This window comes from Streptomyces krungchingensis (assembly GCF_054729265.1).
The window spans coordinates 7450101-7467294 of the sequence record NZ_JBPUKY010000001.1; the positions used below are offsets into that span (position 1 = coordinate 7450101).

Genomic DNA, 17194 nt, shown 5'->3' on the forward strand with positions numbered 1-17194 from the left:
GAGCCGGGCGGCACCGCCGGGGCGGGAGGTCTCAGGCGTAGAGCAGCACGTCGTCCCCGGCCCACCGGCCGGGCGGCCCCGGCGGATCGCACAGCGGCAGCGGGTCCTCGCCCGCGTCGACGGTGCGCCGCAACCGGTCGGACCCCCACAGCAGGTCGACGAAATGACGGTGGCCGGTCCCCTCCGCGCCGCCGTCCGTGCTGCGCCAGGCGAAGTCGTCGGGGTACAGCCGCCGCAGCGTGGCGAGCATCGCGACGGCGGTGCGTACGGGGGCGAACGCCTCACGGTCGATGATGTGGAGCTGGACCCCGCGCAGCGGCCGTCCGGCGTGTTTGTGGAAGGTCGGTACGTAGCGCAGATCACGGAAGTGCACTCCGGGCAGGGCGAGTTCGGCGAGCGCGGGCGCGAACCGCGCGTCGATGTACGGGGCCCCGACGATCTCGAAGGGCTGCGTGGTGCCCCGGCCCTCCGAGAGGTTCGTCCCCTCGAACAGGCAGGTGCCGGGGTAGACGGTGGCGGTCGCGGGCGTCGGGATGTTCGGCGAGGGCGCCACCCAGGGCAGGCCGGTGGCCTCCGCGTCCGCGGCACGCTGCCAGCCGGTCGCCTCGACGATCGTCAAGTCGGCTGCGGTGCCCGCCACTTGGGGGACGAGCGAGGCGTTCAGGAGGCGGGCGACCTCACCGCAGGTGAGGCCGTGCCGGACGGGCATCGGGGCGCGCCCGACGAAGCTGGCCCATCCGGGGTCGAGCAGTGGGCCCTCGCTGACGAGTCCACCGAGGGGATTCGGACGGTCCGCGACGACGAACCGCACGCCCGTGCGGGCCGCCGAGACCAGCAGGTCGAACATGGTCCACACATAGGTGTAGAACCTCGCCCCGATGTCCTGGAGGTCGTACACCAGGGCGTCGACGCCGCTGTCGAGCAGCAGTTCGTCCAGGCGCTCGCCGTCGCACCGATAGGTGTCGTGGACCGGCAGTCCGGTGGCGGGGTCGGCCCACGCGGCCTCGCTCTCGCCCGCCTGGCCGGTTCCGTGCAGTCCGTGCTCGGGACCGAACAGGGCGACCAGCCGCAGGCCGGCGTCGAGCAGCGCGGGCGCGGCCGGACGCAGGTCGGGGAGGACGCCGGTGTGGTTGGTCACGAGCCCGATGCGGCCGGGTCCGGCGAGTCCGGGCGAGGCGTGCAGTCGCGCGATCCCGGTCGTCACCACGGCGCGGTCGTCCGTGCTCATCCTCTGCCCCCGTCTGCCGGTGACCTCTCTCAGCGGTAGCTGGAAATGTACTGGGATGTCCTGGAATTCTGGGGAACCGAGGGGGCACGTCGAGCCGGACGCGCCGCGACGCGGTCGCCGGGGCCGGCATCCCGCCCCCTGCCGAGGCCCGGGCAGCCCATGACCGGTACCCCTCCCCGCCGCCCCCCGGGAATCCGGACGGCCGGCGGCTTTGCCCGTTCTTTACAACCTGCCCCGGTGCCGCCTCGTCTCTCCGCTCGATCCGTGATTCCGCCCGGCACCGGCCGGGCGGACCGACGAGAGAGAGCGATCCCATGCGCCGAACTGTCCTCAGCGCCGCGGCACTCGCGTGCACCGCCGTACTGGCGGGCACCGTGCCCGCGTTCGCCGACGGCACGTCCCCGAGCCCGAGCGCCGCCCCCACCCGGGCGAGCAGCGAGCCGTCCCCGGTGCCCAGCGCCGAGCCCACCCGCGCGCCGAGCCCGGTGCCCACGCGCGCGTCGAGCCCGGCGCCCACCCGCGCACCGTCCCCGGGTCAGGTCTCGGTCAGGCCGTCGGGTGCGCCCGACACCGGCGTGACGGCTGCCGAGTCCTCGGGATCGGGCTCCGGGGGCGGGCTGATCGGCGGAGCCGCCGCCGCGGCGCTCGTCGCGGGCGGCGGGACGGTCCTCGCCGTACGCCGCCGCCGGGCGACCGGGGCATGACCCCGCTCTCCAGGCGCGCCTTCGGCACGGCGACGGCGGCCGCGCTGCTCGCGGGCTGCGGCGGCCGACCGGCCCACGGGACGGCGGACCCGCGGAACACCCGGAGCACGCCGGCGCCGTCGCGGGCCTCCTCCACGGCCCCGCACGCCCTCGCGCGTTCGGCCCCGGTCCGGCTGCGGATCCCGGCGATCGGGGTCGACACCCCGGTCATGCGGCTCGGCCTGGCGGCGGACGGCACCGTGCAGGTGCCCCCCGTCACCGCGCACGACCGGGCGGGCTGGTACCGGCACTCCCCGACACCCGGTCAGACCGGCCCGTCGGTCATCCTCGGCCATGTCACGGTCGGGGCCTACGGCGACGGGGTCTTCCGCCGTCTGGCACGACTGCGCCGGGGCGACCGGATCGTGGCGCGCCTGGAGAACGGCACGGCGGCGGAGTTCGCCGTCAGCGCCGTACGGACCGTCGCCAAGGCGGACTTCCCCGCGGACGACGTGTACGGGGACGTGGACCGCCCGGAACTGCGCCTGATCACCTGCGGCGGCGCCCGGACCGGCGACGGATACCTCGACAACGTCATCGTCTTTGCCGCGCTGAGCTCCACCACTCCCTGACCCGACGGCAGCCGTGCCGGGCCGGCGGAACGTACGCCGTCGGCCCGGCATCCTCCCCCACGAGTGCCGTACGAGTGCCATCACGACCATGGAGAGCGTTGAAACGGTCCCGCGACAAGGCAGCGTCCGAACTGTTCGCCGCCCTCTACCCGCGCCTCGCCGGCTGGTGCCGCCGTCTCGTCGACGACGACGAGACGGCCCACGAGATCGCCTCGGAGGCGTTCACCCGGCTGTGGGCCCGCTGGACGTCCGTCGAGGAGCCGCGCGGTTTCCTCTACGTCACCGCGGCCAACCTCGTCCGGGACCACTGGCGCAAGCTGGAGCGCGAGCGCAGGGCCGTACGCCGTGCCACCACCGAGGCGGCCGTCCGCCCCCACACCGAACAGGCCGATCCGTCGGTGCGGTTGCTGGTGCAGTCGCTGCCCGAACGGCTGCGCGTCCCGATCCTGCTGCACTACTACGCTGACATGCCGATCCGGGAGGTGTCCGAACTGACCGGGCGCAAGGAAGGAACCGTCAAGGCCGACCTCCACGCGGCCCGGGAACTGCTCCGTGTCCACCTGAGGAGAAGCCTTGACCACACGCTTTGACGACGGCCCGGAGCCCGGACCCGACGACCCCCTCGCGGTCGTCCTGCGGCCGCCCGCCGAATTCCTCGGACCGCCCGCCGGCCGTTACGAGGCGGTCCGCCGTGCCGCGGCCCGCCGCAGACTGCTGCGTGCCGCGGCCGGGCTCGGCGTGTCCTGCGCGGTCGCCGCCCTCGTCGCGCTGCCCCTCCACCTGGCGGCGCCCTCGGCCCCCGCCTCCCCGGCGGTCCCCCTGGCACCGCCGCCCGCCGACGGCCGTACGGTGCCTCCCGCCCCGTCGCCGACCCCCACGCCGTCCGCGTCCCCCGTCCCCTCGCGGCCCACCGGCTCGGTCACGTCCCGTCCCACCCGGAGCCGACACACCGAGGAGTCCCGCACCCCGGACGGCCGGGTCGTGCCCACCCCCGCCGCCTCGGCGACGCCGACCGTCGCGCCGTCGGCGGCCCGGAGCGGGGCGAGCACACCCGAGAGCGGCCCCCGGCGGTAGCCGCCGGCGGCAGCCGGGCCGCGGTCAGGGCGCGGTGACCCGTCGGGCGGCGTGCGCGGCGATGCGCGTGGCGACGTACTCCGTACCGGCCACGAACCGCATCATCGGCCCGTACGTCGGGGCGGCGAGCGAGCCGGCGAAGTACAGGCCGGGGACGGAGGATTCGAAGCCCGCCTTCAGACGAGGTGCCTTCGAACCCGGGACGCACGCCAGGGCACCGCGCACCGTGGGGGACAGGAAGGGCACCGCGTCAAGGTCGAGCCGGTAGCCCGTGGCCGCGAGGACATGGTCGACGGTGAGGGCCTCGGACGCACCGCGTGGCCCGGCGACCTCCAGGCGCACCCCGGACCGGTCGGCCTCGGCCCGGGTGACACGGCACGAGGTACGCACCCGGAAGACGCCCTCCACGCGGTCCCGCAGCCACCAGCCGCCCGACGGCCCGAGCGCCCGCCGGAACAGCAGCATCCGGACCGTGGCGGGCAGCCGCCGCACCGCGCCCGGAGCCCTGCACACCGCCGCCAGGATCCAGCCCGTGCCCAGCGGCGAATAGGGCCGGGCCATCCGTCGCCACCGGGCGCGCGCCGGGCCCGGCGTCCTGCCCCACAGCACATGGTCCTCGCGGACCAGTACCTGCACCTCGGCGCCTGCCTCGTGCAGCAGCGCGGCGCTCTCCAGCGCGGACTGGCCGCCGCCGATCACGGCGACGCGCCGGCCGGCGTACGGCGACAGGTCGGTGTGATGACTCGTGTGGGACACCAGAGCCCCGCGCCCCGCTCCGTCGGGGCACAGGTGCATCAACTCCGCGGGAACATGGGCGAGTCCGTTCAGGCCGGTGGCCACGACGACGGCAGCGGCGACGAGTTCCCGGCCGTCGTCCAGCCGGACCGTGAACCCGGAGTCCGTCGCGGCCCGGTCGACGCTCACGACCCGGCCGGGGTCCACCTCGCCGACGTGCTGCTTCTGGAACCACTGCCCGTAGCGCACGAAGACGTCGCACGGGATCGGCGTGAGCTCGGTCAGTTCCGGCTCGCCGTGTGCGCGGCGGAAGTCCGCCAGCCGGGCACCGGGCACCGGGGCGGACAGATCGACGGCGTCCGGTGTCGACTTCAGGAACATCCCGGTGGCCATGGCGTGCCGCCAACTGCCCAGCGTCACACCGAAGACGAGCACCGGAACGCCGGTGGCCCGCAGGTGCGCCGCCACCGACAGTCCGTACGGGCCGGCCCCGATCACGACGACCGGAGGCGGTCCACTCCCCGCGAACGCCCGCTCCCGGGCAGGGCGTTGCTCAGGAAGCGACTGCGTCATGCATTCCCCCCGCTGGTCCCCGCGCAGCCTTCCCCAAGGCGGCGCGACACGTCGGGATGGCGCGTCCGCAGAGCTCTCGTCGCGCCTGTCCCCCCTCCGCCGCTCAGTGTCGCCCGTATTCCGCCGTCGCACAGCGATATCGGCGCACGTTGCCCAAAACATGGTCGAACCGTGAACATGCGACGCCTCGCGGTTCCCCACCGCCCCACGGGACACGGCGGACGCGTACGCGGAGGGTGCCGGGCGCCGCCGGTGGACCGGGAGCGTTCCGGACGCCACCGGCGGATCCGGAGCGCTTCGGGACGACAGGGGGCCGGCGCCTGCACCGGCCCCCTGAAGCGGAGTCCTGAAGGCGTCAGCCCTGGCCGAGGAGCTCGTTCATCTCGGTGATCTCGGCGTTCTGGGCCGTGATGATGTCGTCGGCCATCGACGTGGCAGGTCCTGACCTGCCCTTGGCCTTCTCGGTGCCGGCCATCTCGACCGCGCCCTTGTGGTGCTCGACCATCATGGTCAGGAACATGGTGTCGAACTCCTTGCCGGAGGCGGCCTTCAGCGCGGCCATGTCCTTCGTGGACATCATTCCGGACATGCCGGAGTGGCCGGAGTGGTCCATGCCGGGCATGGAGGCCGCAGAACCCGCGGCCGGCACCTTCGCGCCCCAGGACCTCAGCCAGCCGGTCATGGTCGTGATCTCCGGGTCCTGGGCCTTCTCTATACGCGCGGCGAGGTCCTCGACCTCGGCGGAGGCGGCCCGCCGGGAGGCGAGCGCCGCCATCTCCACCGCCTGCCGGTGATGCGGGATCATGCCCTGCGCGAAGGAGACGTCCTGCGCGTTGTGGGGGCCGGCGGCCGGGTCGGCGCTCGCGGACGGGGACGCCGCGGAGTGATCCGAGTGACCGCCGTCGCCGCCGCAGGCGGTGAGGACGAGCGCGGCGGTCGCGGTGACCGCGACGAGAACGGCGCGGCGTGCGCGGGTGGACTTGTCGGACATGCGTGAACTCCTGCAAGGGAAAGGTGACGTACTGATCCGGGCGTGCGTGAGCGCCGCGCCGGTGTCGGCGCGGTGCCGGGTGCCTCTAGATCCGCAGGAGTTGGAGTTCGGCGAGTGAGGGTGGCGCGCGGGCGCCGTCGGGCGCATCGGCCGTGGACGGGCACGCGGCGTCGGCGCGGGCGGGCACGGCCACCGGGTCGGGCGCGAGCGCGGGCAGCACCGGTCCGCCGCCGACGGCCCCCGACGCGCAGGTCGAATCGGCGTGCCGGACGTGGCTTCCGCCGCAGTGGCCGTCGGGGCAGTCGTCGTGCGGGGCGGCGGTGGCCGCCATGGGCCGGGCGTGATGGTGCTCCGGGACGCCGCCGCCGGGGGCGAGCGCGTGCATGCCCAGCAGTCCGGCGAGCAGGCCGAGGACGAGCAGCGTCCGCCACCGCCGCACGGGCGGCCGGGGAGCGGGGGCCTGCTCGCGGCTCTTCATCGGGTTCATCCTAGGACCTGTCGGAACGGTGCCCGACGGGTGGCCCGGCACCCTGTCCGGCGTCGCCCGATGGACGGCCCGGCGGCGTCCGGGGCGTGCACCCGGCGTGCCGGGTGATGTACTCGGGACCGCGTCCGGTGCGTCGAGCGTGCGTGCGGGGCGTCGCCGGGCGGGCGGGAGCGGTCGGACAGGCCATGTGCGGGGCACGGGTCCGCCGGGGCCGCAGGGGAGCCGCCCTGGAGCGGGGCCACACCCCATAAGGCCGCCTTATGAGGTCATAGCCCGGACCCGACTACTGACTTAGGCTTGCCTTAGCTTAGGCTTCCCGTCGAGTCCGCCTGCCCCTGCTCGAAGGGAACCTGATCATGCCTCGCCCTCTGCGGGTAGCCATTGTCGGAGCCGGCCCGGCCGGGATCTATGCCGCCGATGCGCTGCTGAAATCCGCAGTGGCCGCCGAGCCCGGAGTGTCCATCGACCTCTTCGAGCGGATGCCGGCCCCGTTCGGTCTGATCCGTTACGGCGTCGCGCCCGACCACCCCCGCATCAAGGGCATCGTGACGGCCCTGCATCAGGTGCTCGACAAGCCGCAGATCAGGCTCTTCGGCAACGTCGACTACCCGCGGGACCTCAACCTGGACGACCTGCGCGCGTTCTACGACGCGGTGATCTTCTCCACGGGCGCCACCGCCGACCGGGCGCTCGACATACCCGGCATCGGCCTCGACGGCTCGTACGGCGCGGCGGACTTCGTCTCCTGGTACGACGGGCACCCGGACGTGCCGCGGACCTGGCCCCTCGAAGCGCGCAAGGTCGCCGTCCTCGGCGTCGGCAACGTGGCGCTCGACGTGGCACGCGTGCTGGCCAAGACCGCGGACGAACTGCTGCCGACCGAGATCCCCCCGAACGTCTACGAGGGCCTCAAGGCCAACCAGGCCCTGGAGGTCCACGTCTTCGGCCGTCGTGGCCCCGCCCAGGCGAAGTTCAGCCCGATGGAGCTGCGGGAGCTCGACCACTCGCCGAACATCGAGGTCGTCGTCGACCCCGAGGACATCGACTACGACGAGGGCTCCATCGCCACCCGGCGCGGCAACAAGCAGGCCGACATGGTCGCCAAGACCCTGGAGAACTGGGCCATCCGCGACACCGGGGACCGCCCGCACAAGCTCTTCCTGCACTTCTTCGAGTCCCCCTCCGAGATCCTCGGGGAGGACGGCAAGGTCGCCGGACTACGCACCGAGCGCACCGCCCTCGACGGCACCGGCAACGTGAAGGGCACCGGCGAGTTCAAGGACTGGGACGTCACCGCCGTCTACCGCGCCGTCGGTTACCTCTCCGACAGCCTGCCCAAGCTGCCCTGGGACGTCGACTCGGGCACGGTCCCCGACGAGGCCGGCCGTGTGATCGAGGACAGCGGGGAGCACCTCCGGTCGACGTACGTCACCGGCTGGATCCGGCGCGGTCCGGTGGGTCTGATCGGTCACACCAAGGGCGACGCCAACGAGACGGTCGCCAGCCTGCTGGACGACCACGCGAACGGCCGGCTGCAGACTCCGGTGTCGCCGGAGCCGGAGGCCGTGGACGCGTTCCTCGCGGAGCGGGAGGTGCGCTTCACCACGTGGGACGGCTGGTACCGGCTCGACGCCGCGGAGAAGGCGCTGGGCGAACCGCAGGGCCGCGACCGCGTGAAGATCGTCGAGCGTGAGGACATGCTCAAGGCGAGCGGCGCCTAGGACTTCGGCTGAAGCACGCGAGGCCCGGACCATGACGGTCCGGGCCTCCGTCGTTCCCGGCGCGGCCGGTCCGTCGCTCGGCCGGGGGCGGTTTTGAACACGTTCAAGAATGGGCGTACGCTGCAGCCATGAGCGACAGAGCCGCCCTCCTCAAGGGCATCCGCGCATGGCTGGTCTTCTTTGTCGTCTGCCTGGTGCTCAGCGGCGCCACGGCCTTCCCCCTGGTGCACGAACTGCGCTGGACCGAGGACCTGTTGAGGTCCCTGTCCGTGCCGGAGCACCTGCCCGCCCTGACGGACTGGATCGAGCGGGTGCGGCAGGGTCTGGACACCGCCGACTCCGACTACCCCTTCCTGCTCTACGGCACGGACTGGCTGGCCTTCGCCCACCTGGTGATCGCCACCGCGTTCTGGGGGCCCTACCGCGATCCGGTCCGCAACATCTGGGTCGTCGAGTTCGGCATGATCGCCTGCGCTGGCATCGTCCCCCTCGCTCTGATCTGCGGACCGATCCGCGGAATTCCCTTCTGGTGGAGCGTGATCGACATGTCCTTCGGTGTGCTCGGCGTGATCCCGCTCCACATCGTCCGCAAGAGGATCAAGCGGCTGGAGGCGCTCACCGCGAACCCCGCTCCTTCACCGGCTCCCGGTCCGCACGTCCCGCCGGCTCCGGCTGCCTGAGCGCGGCCATCGCGATTCGCTGGGCCACCGGGTTCATGGACTCGCCTTTCGCGTCGGTGGAGTTCACCGAGTAGACGAGGGTGCGCGACAGGTCCCGGGTGGCCGCGACGGCCGTGCTGTAGCCGTACCGGGCACCCGACTTGAGCCAGTAGACCGTGCCGCCGTACTCGAAGCGCTGGAGCCCCGCGCTCATGTCGGCGCCCTCGATGCCCGCCGGCACGGTGAACATCTCCTCCAGCTGCGGTCCGGGAACGAGGTCTCCGCGGAAGAGACGGGTGATCAGCCGTTCCAGGTCGGCGGTCGTCGAGATCATGTCGCCGGCCGCCCACCGGTCCGCCTGGTTCCAGTCGGTGACATCGACGAACTCCGTGGTGCCGTCCGCCTTCCGCACGGCCTGGTACCCGTGGTTGTGCGGCCCGCGGATACGCGGATCCGTGCCGGGGAAGTACGTGTGGCGCATCCCGGCGGGCCGCAGGATCCGCCGCTCCGCCTCGTGCGCGTACGAGCGGCCGGTCACCTTCTCGATCAGCATGCCGAGGACGGTGTAGTTGATGTTCAGGTAGTCCTGCCGGCTCCCCGGCCGGAACTCCGGCCCCTTGGCCACCGCCGAGGCCACCACCTGTCGCGGCGTGAGCGTGTCGAAGCGGTGCGCGTACACGTCCTCGAAGGAGTCGCCGAAACCGTCGCCCGCCTGGATGCCGCTCGTGTGGTTCAGCAACTGGCGTACGGAGACGGGCTCGAAGGCGGACGTCAGCAGCCCGGGGAGATAGCGCTGCACGGGAGCCTCCAGGTCGATCCGGCCCTCGGCCGCCAGCTGGAGGACGACCGCCGCGGTGACGACCTTCGTGGTGGAGCCCGCCCGGAACCGGGCGTCCGGGTCGGCCGCCCGCCCGCTCCGCAGATCGTGCACGCCCGCACTGCCGCGCCAGACGCCGTCGGTGCCGCCGACGCGCACGAGAGCCGCGGTCGCGTCCCCGTCCGGGAGGCCGGCCAGCGCGGCACGCAGCGCCCCGGCGTCGGGTCCGCCCGTCCGCTGCGCGCTCGCCACGGGGCCCCGGGCGGTGGGGGAGCCGAAGGCGGGCGTGCTCAGCGGTCCGGCGGCGAGGCCGACACAGACGGCGGCGGCGACGACAACTGCGGTGCGGCGGTGGGGCATCGGCACTCCTGCGGGTGGTGGGACGGTCGAGGTCGATGCCGCTCATCCTCCGGCCGTCTGCTGCCCGCCGGATCCTCACCAGGGAGGGGGCGGTCCCTGGCGCCCGTCCGAGGGTCGCCCCTAAGGGCCGTGTCCGGCGCCGTCCGCAAGACCCCTTCCTCCAGCGGCCGTTCGCGCCAGCCAGCCAGCCAGCCAGCCAGCCAGCCAGCCAGCCAGCCAGCCCGCTCGCCCGCCCACCCGACCCATCCCTCAGAACCCTCGTGCCGTCACTCCCCGGTCCCCTCGGCGCGCTCCTGCGCGGCCATCACCTCGTCACCATGGACATGGGCCCACGCCCCGAACGCCTCGATCGGGTCGAGCAACGTCCGTCCCAGCGGCGTGAGGCCGTACTCCACCCTGGGCGGCGAACCGCCGTACGCGCACCGGGTCACCAGGCCGTTGAACTCCAGCCTGCGCAGCGTCTGCGTCAGCACCTTCGCGCTGATCCCGCCGATCACGGCGCGCAGTTCCCCCGGGCGCCGCGGCCCGTGCCGCAGTGCCCACAGCACCACGGAGTTCCAGGTGTTGCCCAGCAGGTCGAAGGCGAGCCGGGCCCGGCAGTCGGCGAGGAACGCGTCGGTGGTCACTTACCGAATGGTGCCCGAGCGGCTTCCTACTGTCGTTCCCGAGCCACGGATCCGGCGGCCGCGCGGATGCCGGGACGGCGACGACCGCGCACGGGCGCGGTGCGCGACGACGGAAGGGACACGAGGCGGATGAGGATCGGGACGCTCGGCGCGGGCAACATGGCGGACGCGCTCGCCACGCAGTGGGCGCGCGCCGGGCACGACGTGTGCGTGGGCGCGCGGGATCCGGGCCGGGCGGCCCGGCTGGCCCGGCGGATCGGCGGGCGCGCCGGAGATCTGCGCGAGGCGGCCGAGTTCGGCACCGGCGCGGTGCTGCTCGCGCTGCCCTACGCGGCCGTCACCGAGGTCGTCGCGGGTCTCGAAGAGCCGCTGCGCGGCAGGGTGCTGATCGACTGCGTCAATCCGGTGGGACCGGGATTCGTCCTGCGGACCGCGGGCGGGCCGTCGGCCGCGGAACGCGTCGCCGCCGCCGCGCCCGGCGCCCGCGTGGTCAAGGCGTTCAACCTCTGCCACGAGGACGTCTGGCGGCTGACACCGCCGGTGTTCTCCGGGCGCCCGCTCGCGGTCCCGCTGTGCGGCGACGACGCGCAGGCGCTCGACGTCGTCCGCCGACTCGTGCGGGACCTGGGGTGCGAGCCGCTGGACGCGGGCGGGACGGCCAGGGCCGGCCTGCTGGAGGCGACGGCGGCCCTGCTGATCGGACTGTGGGTGGGGGAGGGGGCGGACGCCCAGGCCATCGCCCCGCCGCGGGAGTTCGCGGGCGAGCGCTGACGCCGGGGCGCGCCGGGGCCTTCCGGCGCGACGGCCGCCGGACCGTGCGACTGCCTCGGGCACGGTCCGGGAAACGGATCCGGTCACGGTCCGGGAGACGGCTGGTCGCGGTCCGGGAGACGGCTCCCGTCACGGTCCGTGGGGCGGCTTGGGTCGCGTGCTGCATGGTGCCCGTGAACTCCGGTGGCGGGCCGGCCGGTCGCCGCACGGACCCAGGCCGGTTCAGTCCCTGCGCAGGGAGCAGAGCGCGTCGATGCGGTTCGTCGTGATGGAGTCGACCCCCACGTCGAGCAGCCGCCGCATGGAGCGGCGGGTGTCCGGCGTCCACACGGAGAGCAGGTGGCCGCCGCGGTGGACGCGGGCGGTGAGTTCCCGGGTCACCAGCCCGAAACGGTAGTTGAGCCAGCGCGGACGCACGGCGGCGAGGAGGCCGGGCCGCGGCGGCGCGAGCGTCGTCCAGGTCAGCGCGATCTCCGCGCCGGGATCGGCGGCCCGCACCGCGAGCATCGCCTCGGCGCCCGCGCAGTAGTACACCCGCTCCTCCGCGCCGCACGCCCGGACCACGTCGACGACCGTGCGCGCCGCCCTCACGTCGACCGGGCCGGGCAGATCGACCATGATCCGGGTGTCCCCGGTCGCGGCCAGGGCGTCGGCGAACGTCGGCACGCCGCCCCCGGTGAGCCCGCGCACCTCGTCACAGGAGAGCGAACGCAGCGGCCGGTCCTGCTCCCACAGCCGCTTCAGCGTCGCGTCGTGCAGCAGGACGGGTACGTCGTCGCGGGTGAGTCGTACGTCGATCTCGACCGCGTCCGCGCCCAGTCGGAGCGCGGAACGCAGGGAGTCGAGCGTGTTCTCGCGGACGCGGTAGGGGGCGCCGCGATGGGCCACGGCAGTCACGGTGCGCATGGGCCCATTGTGTCGGGTCAGGGAGTGAGCCAGGTCGAGGCGTAGGTGTCGATCTCGGCGGAGAGGCGGGACTTGCCGCCCGCGTCCAGGAACGAGGCCTCGACCGCGTTCTTGGCGAGGGCGGCGAGACCCTGCTCGTCGAGGGCGAGGAGGCGTGCGGCGACCGCGTACTCGTTGTTGAGGTCGGTGCCGAACATCGGCGGGTCGTCGGAGTTGATGGTGACGGGCACCCCGGCCTCCACGAACTCCCTGAGCGGGTGCTCGTCGAGGGTGCGGACCGCACGGGTGGCGATGTTGGAGGTCGGGCAGACCTCCAGCGCGATGCGGTGCTCGGCGAGGTGGGCGAGCAGCTTCGGGTCCCGGGCGGAGCTCGTACCGTGCCCGATGCGCTCCGCGCGCAGGTCGTTCAGCGCGTCCCAGACCGTCTCGGGACCGGTCGTCTCGCCGGCGTGCGGCACGGAACGCAGTCCGGCGGCGATGGCCCGGTCGAAGTACGGCTTGAACTGCGGCCGCGGCACTCCGATCTCGGGGCCGCCGAGTCCGAAGGAGACCAGTCCCTCCGGGCGCAGCCGGTCGTCGGTGGCCAGCCGCACCGTCTCCTCCGCGGCCTCCAGCCCGGCCTCGCCCGGGATGTCGAAGCACCAGCGCAGGACCACGCCGAGCTCGGCCTCGGCCGCCTTGCGGGCGTCCTCGATCGCGTCCATGAAGGCCCGCTCGTCTATGCCGCGGCGCGTGGAGGACCAGGGAGTGATCGTCAGCTCGGCGTAGCGGACCTGCTGCCGGGCCATGTCCCGCGCGACCTCGAACGTCAGCAGCCGCACGTCCTCCGGGGTGCGGATCAGGTCGACGACGGACAGGTACACCTGGATGAAGTGGGCGAAGTCCGTGAACGTGAAGTAGTCCGCGAGGGCCTCGGGGTCGGTGGGCACCTTGGAGTCGGGGTGCCGGGCGGCCAGGGCGGACACGATGCGCGGGGAGGCGGAGCCGACGTGGTGCACGTGCAGTTCGGCCTTGGGCAGTCCGGCGATGAAGGCGTGCAGATCGCGGGCGCCGTCGCGTGCGATGTGGTGGTCGGTCAAGGTTCCTCCCCGGAACGGCGTCCCCCGACCGTGGTCGGCGGGACGCGGGTGATCGGCTGATCGGTGACTCGGGGATCATCGTAGGCGGACGCCCGAGCGGCCCGGCCCCGGTCCCGGGCCTTAGCATGACGGAACGTACGACTGAGGGGACTCGCGCATGCCCGACGACGCCCGGACGCCGGAAGCGCCCCGCGACGCCGCCGCCTGGGCCTCACCGGGCGGCCCGTCCCCGGACAGCGCGCCGCCCGCGTCGGAACGGTCCCCCATGGCGGACGAAGCTGCCGATTCGGAAGAGTCCCCTATATCCGGACAAGATTGGCCGCCGGTACCGCAGGAGACCCGCTCTCCGGAACAGCCCCACACGTCGGACGGCCCCCCTGCGCCGGGCCAGGCCTTCGAGCCGGGGCACGACGACACGTCGGTCCAGGCCTTTGAGCCGGACCAGGCCCCCGAGCCGGGACAACACGTCACTTCGGACCGGCCCGCCGCGCCGGGGGAGCACCCCGTACCGGGGGACGCCCGTGGGTCGGTTCAGGCTTCCGAGCCGGGACAGGACCACCCCTCGGACCGGCCCGCCACGCCAGGGGAGCCCACCGCGTCGACCGAGCCCCGCGGGTGGGAGCCGGGCCCCGGGCCGGAGCGTGCGGGAGCGGACCCGGTGTCGCTCGGCAAGCCGGACCGCACCCCGCCGCAGGCGTTCGATCCGTGGACTCCGCCCGCGGAGCCCACGGACACGGTGCCCTCCGGGTGGGGCTCCGCGCCGGCGCCGCACCCCGTGCACGACGGGCCCACGGTCACCTCCGTGCCCGGCGCGCCGGGGCCCGGGACGCCCGGCGTCTGGGACAACCCCTTCGCCCCGCCGTCGCAGTCGGCCTTTCCGGGCGGCCCGGTGCCGGGAGCGCCGGGCAACCCCTTCGCGCCCCCCGCGGCCCACACTCCGTACCCCCGGCCCGACCCGGGCGAGCCGGTCCCGCCGCCGCCCATGGCCCCCGACGGCCCCGGCCGGTTCCCCTACGACCACACGTACTACGCCCCCGCCCCGCCGCAGGGCCCCTATCAGGGCTTCCCCGGCTACGGATGGCCGGGGACACCCGCGCCGAGCAATGGCATGGGCACCGCCGGTCTGGTGCTCGGCATCATCGCGGCGGCCGTGTTCTGTCTGTGGCCGCTCGCCATCGTCCTCGGCGTGCTCGGGGTGGTCTTCGGAGCGATCGGGCGGCGCAAGGCGCGCCGGGGCGAGGCCACGAACCCGGGGCAGGCCCTGGCCGGGATCATCTGCGGAGCCGTCGGCATCGCTCTGGGGATCGCGATGCTCGTCCTCTTCATCGTGACCCCCGACGACGACGGCGACGGCGACCCGGGCGGTGACGGCGGCTTCTCCACCTCGCTCGTGACCGAGTGGTCCCGGTAGGACCCCGCACGAAGACCGCTGCGTCGCGTCGGTCCTTGAGGGCGACGAGGGATTCGTCCGTGTCGGGTGCGGCGCGGGGTGGCGCGCTAGCGGAGCCGGTCCCGGGCCTCCATCAGCGCGAACCCGAGCAGATTGGGTCCCCGCCAGCGGGCGGGATCGGCGGCCCGCTCGTCGTCCGCCGCCAGTCCGATGCCCCACACCCGGTCGAGCGGGCTCGCTTCGACGAGCACCCGCTCGCCGGTGCCCAGCAGGAACTCCCGCAGATCGGCGTGGGCACGGAACTTGTGGACGCTGCCCTCGACCACGATCCCGAACCGCTCGCGCTCCCATATGACGTCGTCGAAGTCGCGCACCAGACGTCCGGCCTTCTTGGCGAGCGCGGGGTTCGCGGCGTCCAGCGCCAGGCGCTCCGCCTCCGCGTCACCGAACAGCCGCGCCTTCGAGGCCATCATCCAGTGCTCCGCCGTCGCGTATTCGACGCCTTCGGCCATGAACGGTGACGGCCACCACTGGCTCAGACAGCTCGTGCCCACCCTCCCGTCCGGTCGTGGACGGTGACCCCAGAAGTGCAGGTACTTGACCCTCGTCCCCGATTCGACCTCGCTGACCAGCGCTTCCCAAGAATCGATCTTCCCCATGCACGCCACTGTGGCACGCACCACTGACATTCCGTCCCGCCTTTATCAGCGGGACTCGACACCTGGTCGACAGATTCCGTCGCGTAACCAAAAGGCAACAACGGAATCACTTGTTGGCGTCCCCTAGCTCTGTCAGGATCGGCACTCAAATCGAGCTGGAGCTACGCCGACCCCTCGCGGAGACGGGGAGGACGGCGGAGGAGAGCGACATGCACAATCCGGGCCATCGCTTCCAGGCGCAGGACCGCTTCGCGGACGGCGCGCAGTACATCGCGGGCCGACTGACCAAGGGCACTTCCGGCCGCACGCACGCGGTCGTCGACCCCGCCACCGGCGACGAGGTCTACACGTACGAACTGGCGGGCACCGCCGACGTCGACGCGGCCGTCGCCGCCGCGCGCGAGGCGTTCCCCGGCTGGTCGGGCGCCACCCCGGGCGAGCGCTCCGACGCGCTGCACCGCTTCGCCGCCGTGCTCGCCGAGCGCGCGGAGGAGTTCGCCCAGGCCGAGTCCCTCCAGTGCGGCAAACCGCTCAAGCTGACGCGCGAGTTCGACGTGCCGGGCACCATCGACAACGCCGCGTTCTTCGCGGGCGCGGCCCGGCACCTCCAGGGCCAGTCCGCAGGGGAGTACTCCGGCGACCACACGTCGTACGTCCGCCGTGAGGCGATCGGCGTCGTCGGCTCCATCGCGCCGTGGAACTACCCGCTCCAGATGGCCGCCTGGAAGATCCTCCCGGCCATCGCCGCGGGCAACACGATCGTCCTGAAGCCGGCCGAACTGACCCCGCTCACCTCGCTCCTGTTCGCCGAGGCGGCCACGCAGGCGGGGATCCCGGACGGTGTCGTCAACATCGTCACGGGCCTGGGAAAGGAGGCCGGCGAACACCTCGTCGGGCACCCCGACGTCGCCATGACGTCCTTCACCGGGTCCACCGCCGTCGGCAAGCGGGTCGCCGAGATCGCCACCTCGACCGTCAAGCGGCTGCACCTGGAACTGGGCGGCAAGGCCCCCTTCGTGGTCTTCGACGACGCCGACCTGGACGCCGCCGTGCACGGCGCGGTCGCCGGGTCGCTCATCAACACGGGCCAGGACTGCACGGCCGCCACGCGCGCGTACGTACAGCGGCCCCTCCACGACGAGTTCGTGCGCCGGACCGCCGCCCTGATGGAGAGCGTGCGGCTGGGCGACCCGTTCGCCCCCGGCACCGACCTCGGCCCGCTGATCTCGCACGCCCAGCGCGACCGCGTCGCCGGTTTCGTCGACCGGGCCCGCGGCTACGCGCGCGTGGTGACCGGCGGGGTCGTCCCCGAGGGCGACCTCAAGAGGGGTGCGTACTACGCGCCCACGCTCGTTGCCGACGCCGCCCAGGACAGCGAGATCGTGCAGGCGGAGATCTTCGGCCCGGTGCTCGTCGTGCTGCCCTTCGACAGCGACGACGAGGGCATCGCCCTCGCCAACGACACCCCGTACGGGCTCGCCGCCTCCGCCTGGAGCCGCGACGTCTACCGGGCGAACCGCGCGACCCGCGAGATCAAGGCGGGCTGCGTCTGGGTCAACGACCACATTCCGATCATCAGTGAGATGCCGCACGGCGGCTACAAGGCGTCCGGCTTCGGCAAGGACATGTCCGCGTACTCCTTCGAGGAGTACACACAGGTCAAGCACGTCATGTTCGACAACACCGCGGTGGCCGAGAAGGACTGGCACCGCACCATCTTCGGGGACCGGCCCTAGCCGGTGCGACGTTCGGCCACGGCCGAGCGGCAGACCAGGCCGCGACCACGGCCGCGATCCTTCCGAA

17 protein-coding genes and 1 pseudogene are annotated in these 17194 nt (G+C 73.4%); 9 read left to right on the plus strand and 9 right to left on the minus strand.

What is annotated here, in order from left to right; genetic code table 11:
* Positions 1 to 31 precede the first annotated feature (31 nt).
* A complete protein-coding gene (locus tag ACSYGO_RS32755) occupies positions 32 to 1228 on the minus strand; it encodes an exo-beta-N-acetylmuramidase NamZ family protein (RefSeq protein WP_432187128.1) in 1197 nt (398 codons plus the stop codon).
* Between the two features lie 314 nt (positions 1229 to 1542).
* Here ACSYGO_RS32755 and ACSYGO_RS32760 point away from each other — a divergent pair, with 314 nt between their 5' ends.
* From ACSYGO_RS32760 to ACSYGO_RS32775, 4 genes are all read left to right on the plus strand, one after another.
* Positions 1543 to 1932: a sortase-dependent protein gene (locus ACSYGO_RS32760; RefSeq protein ID WP_460388647.1), complete on the plus strand. Its 390-nt coding sequence runs from the start codon at positions 1543 to 1545 to the stop codon at positions 1930 to 1932.
* Positions 1929 to 2543 carry a class F sortase gene (locus ACSYGO_RS32765; RefSeq protein ID WP_426678011.1) on the plus strand — a complete coding sequence of 205 codons (615 nt, stop codon included), beginning with the start codon at positions 1929 to 1931 and terminating at the stop codon, positions 2541 to 2543. Before ACSYGO_RS32760 ends, ACSYGO_RS32765 begins: the two co-directional genes overlap by 4 nt.
* 98 nt (positions 2544 to 2641) lie before the next feature.
* Positions 2642 to 3133, plus strand: coding sequence for an RNA polymerase sigma factor (locus ACSYGO_RS32770; protein WP_028802489.1), 492 nt, complete (start codon positions 2642 to 2644; stop codon positions 3131 to 3133).
* On the plus strand, positions 3117 to 3617 hold the full coding sequence (locus ACSYGO_RS32775) for a hypothetical protein (RefSeq protein WP_460388649.1): 501 nt from the start codon (positions 3117 to 3119) through the stop codon (positions 3615 to 3617). Before ACSYGO_RS32770 ends, ACSYGO_RS32775 begins: the two co-directional genes overlap by 17 nt.
* Positions 3618 to 3641: 24 nt before the next feature.
* Here ACSYGO_RS32775 and ACSYGO_RS32780 read toward each other — a convergent pair whose 3' ends face one another.
* The 3 genes from ACSYGO_RS32780 to ACSYGO_RS32790 form a co-directional block, all read right to left on the minus strand.
* Complete coding sequence (locus tag ACSYGO_RS32780) at positions 3642 to 4925, minus strand: FAD-dependent oxidoreductase (protein WP_460388651.1); 1284 nt, start codon at positions 4923 to 4925, stop codon at positions 3642 to 3644.
* Between the two features lie 355 nt (positions 4926 to 5280).
* Positions 5281 to 5916, minus strand: coding sequence for a DUF305 domain-containing protein (locus tag ACSYGO_RS32785; RefSeq protein WP_426678015.1), 636 nt, complete (start codon positions 5914 to 5916; stop codon positions 5281 to 5283).
* 85 nt (positions 5917 to 6001) lie between these two features.
* Positions 6002 to 6394 carry a DUF6153 family protein gene (locus ACSYGO_RS32790; RefSeq protein ID WP_426678016.1) on the minus strand — a complete coding sequence of 131 codons (393 nt, stop codon included), beginning with the start codon at positions 6392 to 6394 and terminating at the stop codon, positions 6002 to 6004.
* 365 nt (positions 6395 to 6759) lie between these two features.
* Here ACSYGO_RS32790 and ACSYGO_RS32795 point away from each other — a divergent pair, with 365 nt between their 5' ends.
* On the plus strand, positions 6760 to 8124 hold the full coding sequence (locus tag ACSYGO_RS32795; protein WP_460388653.1) for an FAD-dependent oxidoreductase: 1365 nt from the start codon (positions 6760 to 6762) through the stop codon (positions 8122 to 8124).
* Positions 8125 to 8252: 128 nt separating this feature from the next.
* Positions 8253 to 8804: a hypothetical protein gene (locus tag ACSYGO_RS32800; protein WP_460388655.1), complete on the plus strand. Its 552-nt coding sequence runs from the start codon at positions 8253 to 8255 to the stop codon at positions 8802 to 8804.
* Here ACSYGO_RS32800 and ACSYGO_RS32805 read toward each other — a convergent pair.
* Both ACSYGO_RS32805 and ACSYGO_RS32810 read right to left on the minus strand, forming a co-directional pair.
* The gene (locus ACSYGO_RS32805) at positions 8740 to 9960 is read right to left on the minus strand and encodes a serine hydrolase domain-containing protein (RefSeq protein WP_460388657.1); all 1221 of its coding nucleotides are present in this window, start codon (positions 9958 to 9960) and stop codon (positions 8740 to 8742) included. The genes ACSYGO_RS32800 and ACSYGO_RS32805 overlap by 65 nt on opposite strands.
* A 266-nt stretch (positions 9961 to 10226) precedes the next feature.
* Positions 10227 to 10586, minus strand: coding sequence for a winged helix-turn-helix transcriptional regulator (locus tag ACSYGO_RS32810; RefSeq protein ID WP_426678020.1), 360 nt, complete (start codon positions 10584 to 10586; stop codon positions 10227 to 10229).
* A 129-nt stretch (positions 10587 to 10715) separates the two neighbouring features.
* On the opposite strand from ACSYGO_RS32810, the gene ACSYGO_RS32815 reads away from it, so the two are divergent.
* On the plus strand, positions 10716 to 11357 hold the full coding sequence (locus ACSYGO_RS32815; protein ID WP_460388659.1) for an NADPH-dependent F420 reductase: 642 nt from the start codon (positions 10716 to 10718) through the stop codon (positions 11355 to 11357).
* Between the two features lie 222 nt (positions 11358 to 11579).
* Here ACSYGO_RS32815 and ACSYGO_RS32820 read toward each other — a convergent pair whose 3' ends face one another.
* Together ACSYGO_RS32820 and ACSYGO_RS32825 are read right to left on the minus strand one after the other, a co-directional pair.
* On the minus strand, positions 11580 to 12263 hold the full coding sequence (locus ACSYGO_RS32820) for a glycerophosphodiester phosphodiesterase (RefSeq protein WP_435221463.1): 684 nt from the start codon (positions 12261 to 12263) through the stop codon (positions 11580 to 11582).
* A gap of 17 nt (positions 12264 to 12280) precedes the next feature.
* Positions 12281 to 13395: pseudogene (locus tag ACSYGO_RS32825) on the minus strand (adenosine deaminase).
* Positions 13396 to 14000: 605 nt separating this feature from the next.
* Here ACSYGO_RS32825 and ACSYGO_RS32830 point away from each other — a divergent pair.
* Positions 14001 to 14753, plus strand: a complete 753-nt coding sequence (locus ACSYGO_RS32830; protein WP_460388661.1) for a DUF4190 domain-containing protein — start codon at positions 14001 to 14003, stop codon at positions 14751 to 14753.
* Between the two features lie 86 nt (positions 14754 to 14839).
* On the opposite strand, the gene ACSYGO_RS32835 is transcribed toward ACSYGO_RS32830, so the two are convergent.
* The gene (locus ACSYGO_RS32835) at positions 14840 to 15421 is read right to left on the minus strand and encodes an NADAR family protein (protein ID WP_460388663.1); all 582 of its coding nucleotides are present in this window, start codon (positions 15419 to 15421) and stop codon (positions 14840 to 14842) included.
* Positions 15422 to 15600: 179 nt separating this feature from the next.
* Here ACSYGO_RS32835 and ACSYGO_RS32840 point away from each other — a divergent pair, with 179 nt between their 5' ends.
* A complete protein-coding gene (locus ACSYGO_RS32840; RefSeq protein WP_460388665.1) occupies positions 15601 to 17127 on the plus strand; it encodes a gamma-aminobutyraldehyde dehydrogenase in 1527 nt (508 codons plus the stop codon).
* The last annotated feature ends 67 nt before the right edge of the window (positions 17128 to 17194 follow it).

Excerpts from the sequence above, each read along its gene's own strand:
- ACSYGO_RS32820 (WP_435221463.1), bottom strand. The coding sequence starts at position 12,263 with ATGCGCACCGTGACTGCCGTGGCCCATCGCGGCGCCCCCTACCGCGTC.
- ACSYGO_RS32835 (WP_460388663.1), bottom strand. The coding sequence starts at position 15,421 with ATGTCAGTGGTGCGTGCCACAGTGGCGTGCATGGGGAAGATCGATTCT.
- ACSYGO_RS32840 (WP_460388665.1), top strand. The coding sequence starts at position 15,601 with ATGCACAATCCGGGCCATCGCTTCCAGGCGCAGGACCGCTTCGCGGAC.
- ACSYGO_RS32785 (WP_426678015.1), bottom strand. The coding sequence starts at position 5,916 with ATGTCCGACAAGTCCACCCGCGCACGCCGCGCCGTTCTCGTCGCGGTC.
- ACSYGO_RS32755 (WP_432187128.1), bottom strand. The coding sequence starts at position 1,228 with ATGAGCACGGACGACCGCGCCGTGGTGACGACCGGGATCGCGCGACTG.
- ACSYGO_RS32780 (WP_460388651.1), bottom strand. The coding sequence starts at position 4,925 with ATGACGCAGTCGCTTCCTGAGCAACGCCCTGCCCGGGAGCGGGCGTTC.
- ACSYGO_RS32815 (WP_460388659.1), top strand. The coding sequence starts at position 10,716 with ATGAGGATCGGGACGCTCGGCGCGGGCAACATGGCGGACGCGCTCGCC.
- ACSYGO_RS32805 (WP_460388657.1), bottom strand. The coding sequence starts at position 9,960 with ATGCCCCACCGCCGCACCGCAGTTGTCGTCGCCGCCGCCGTCTGTGTC.
- ACSYGO_RS32790 (WP_426678016.1), bottom strand. The coding sequence starts at position 6,394 with ATGAAGAGCCGCGAGCAGGCCCCCGCTCCCCGGCCGCCCGTGCGGCGG.
- ACSYGO_RS32760 (WP_460388647.1), top strand. The coding sequence starts at position 1,543 with ATGCGCCGAACTGTCCTCAGCGCCGCGGCACTCGCGTGCACCGCCGTA.
- ACSYGO_RS32800 (WP_460388655.1), top strand. The coding sequence starts at position 8,253 with ATGAGCGACAGAGCCGCCCTCCTCAAGGGCATCCGCGCATGGCTGGTC.
- ACSYGO_RS32795 (WP_460388653.1), top strand. The coding sequence starts at position 6,760 with ATGCCTCGCCCTCTGCGGGTAGCCATTGTCGGAGCCGGCCCGGCCGGG.
- ACSYGO_RS32765 (WP_426678011.1), top strand. The coding sequence starts at position 1,929 with ATGACCCCGCTCTCCAGGCGCGCCTTCGGCACGGCGACGGCGGCCGCG.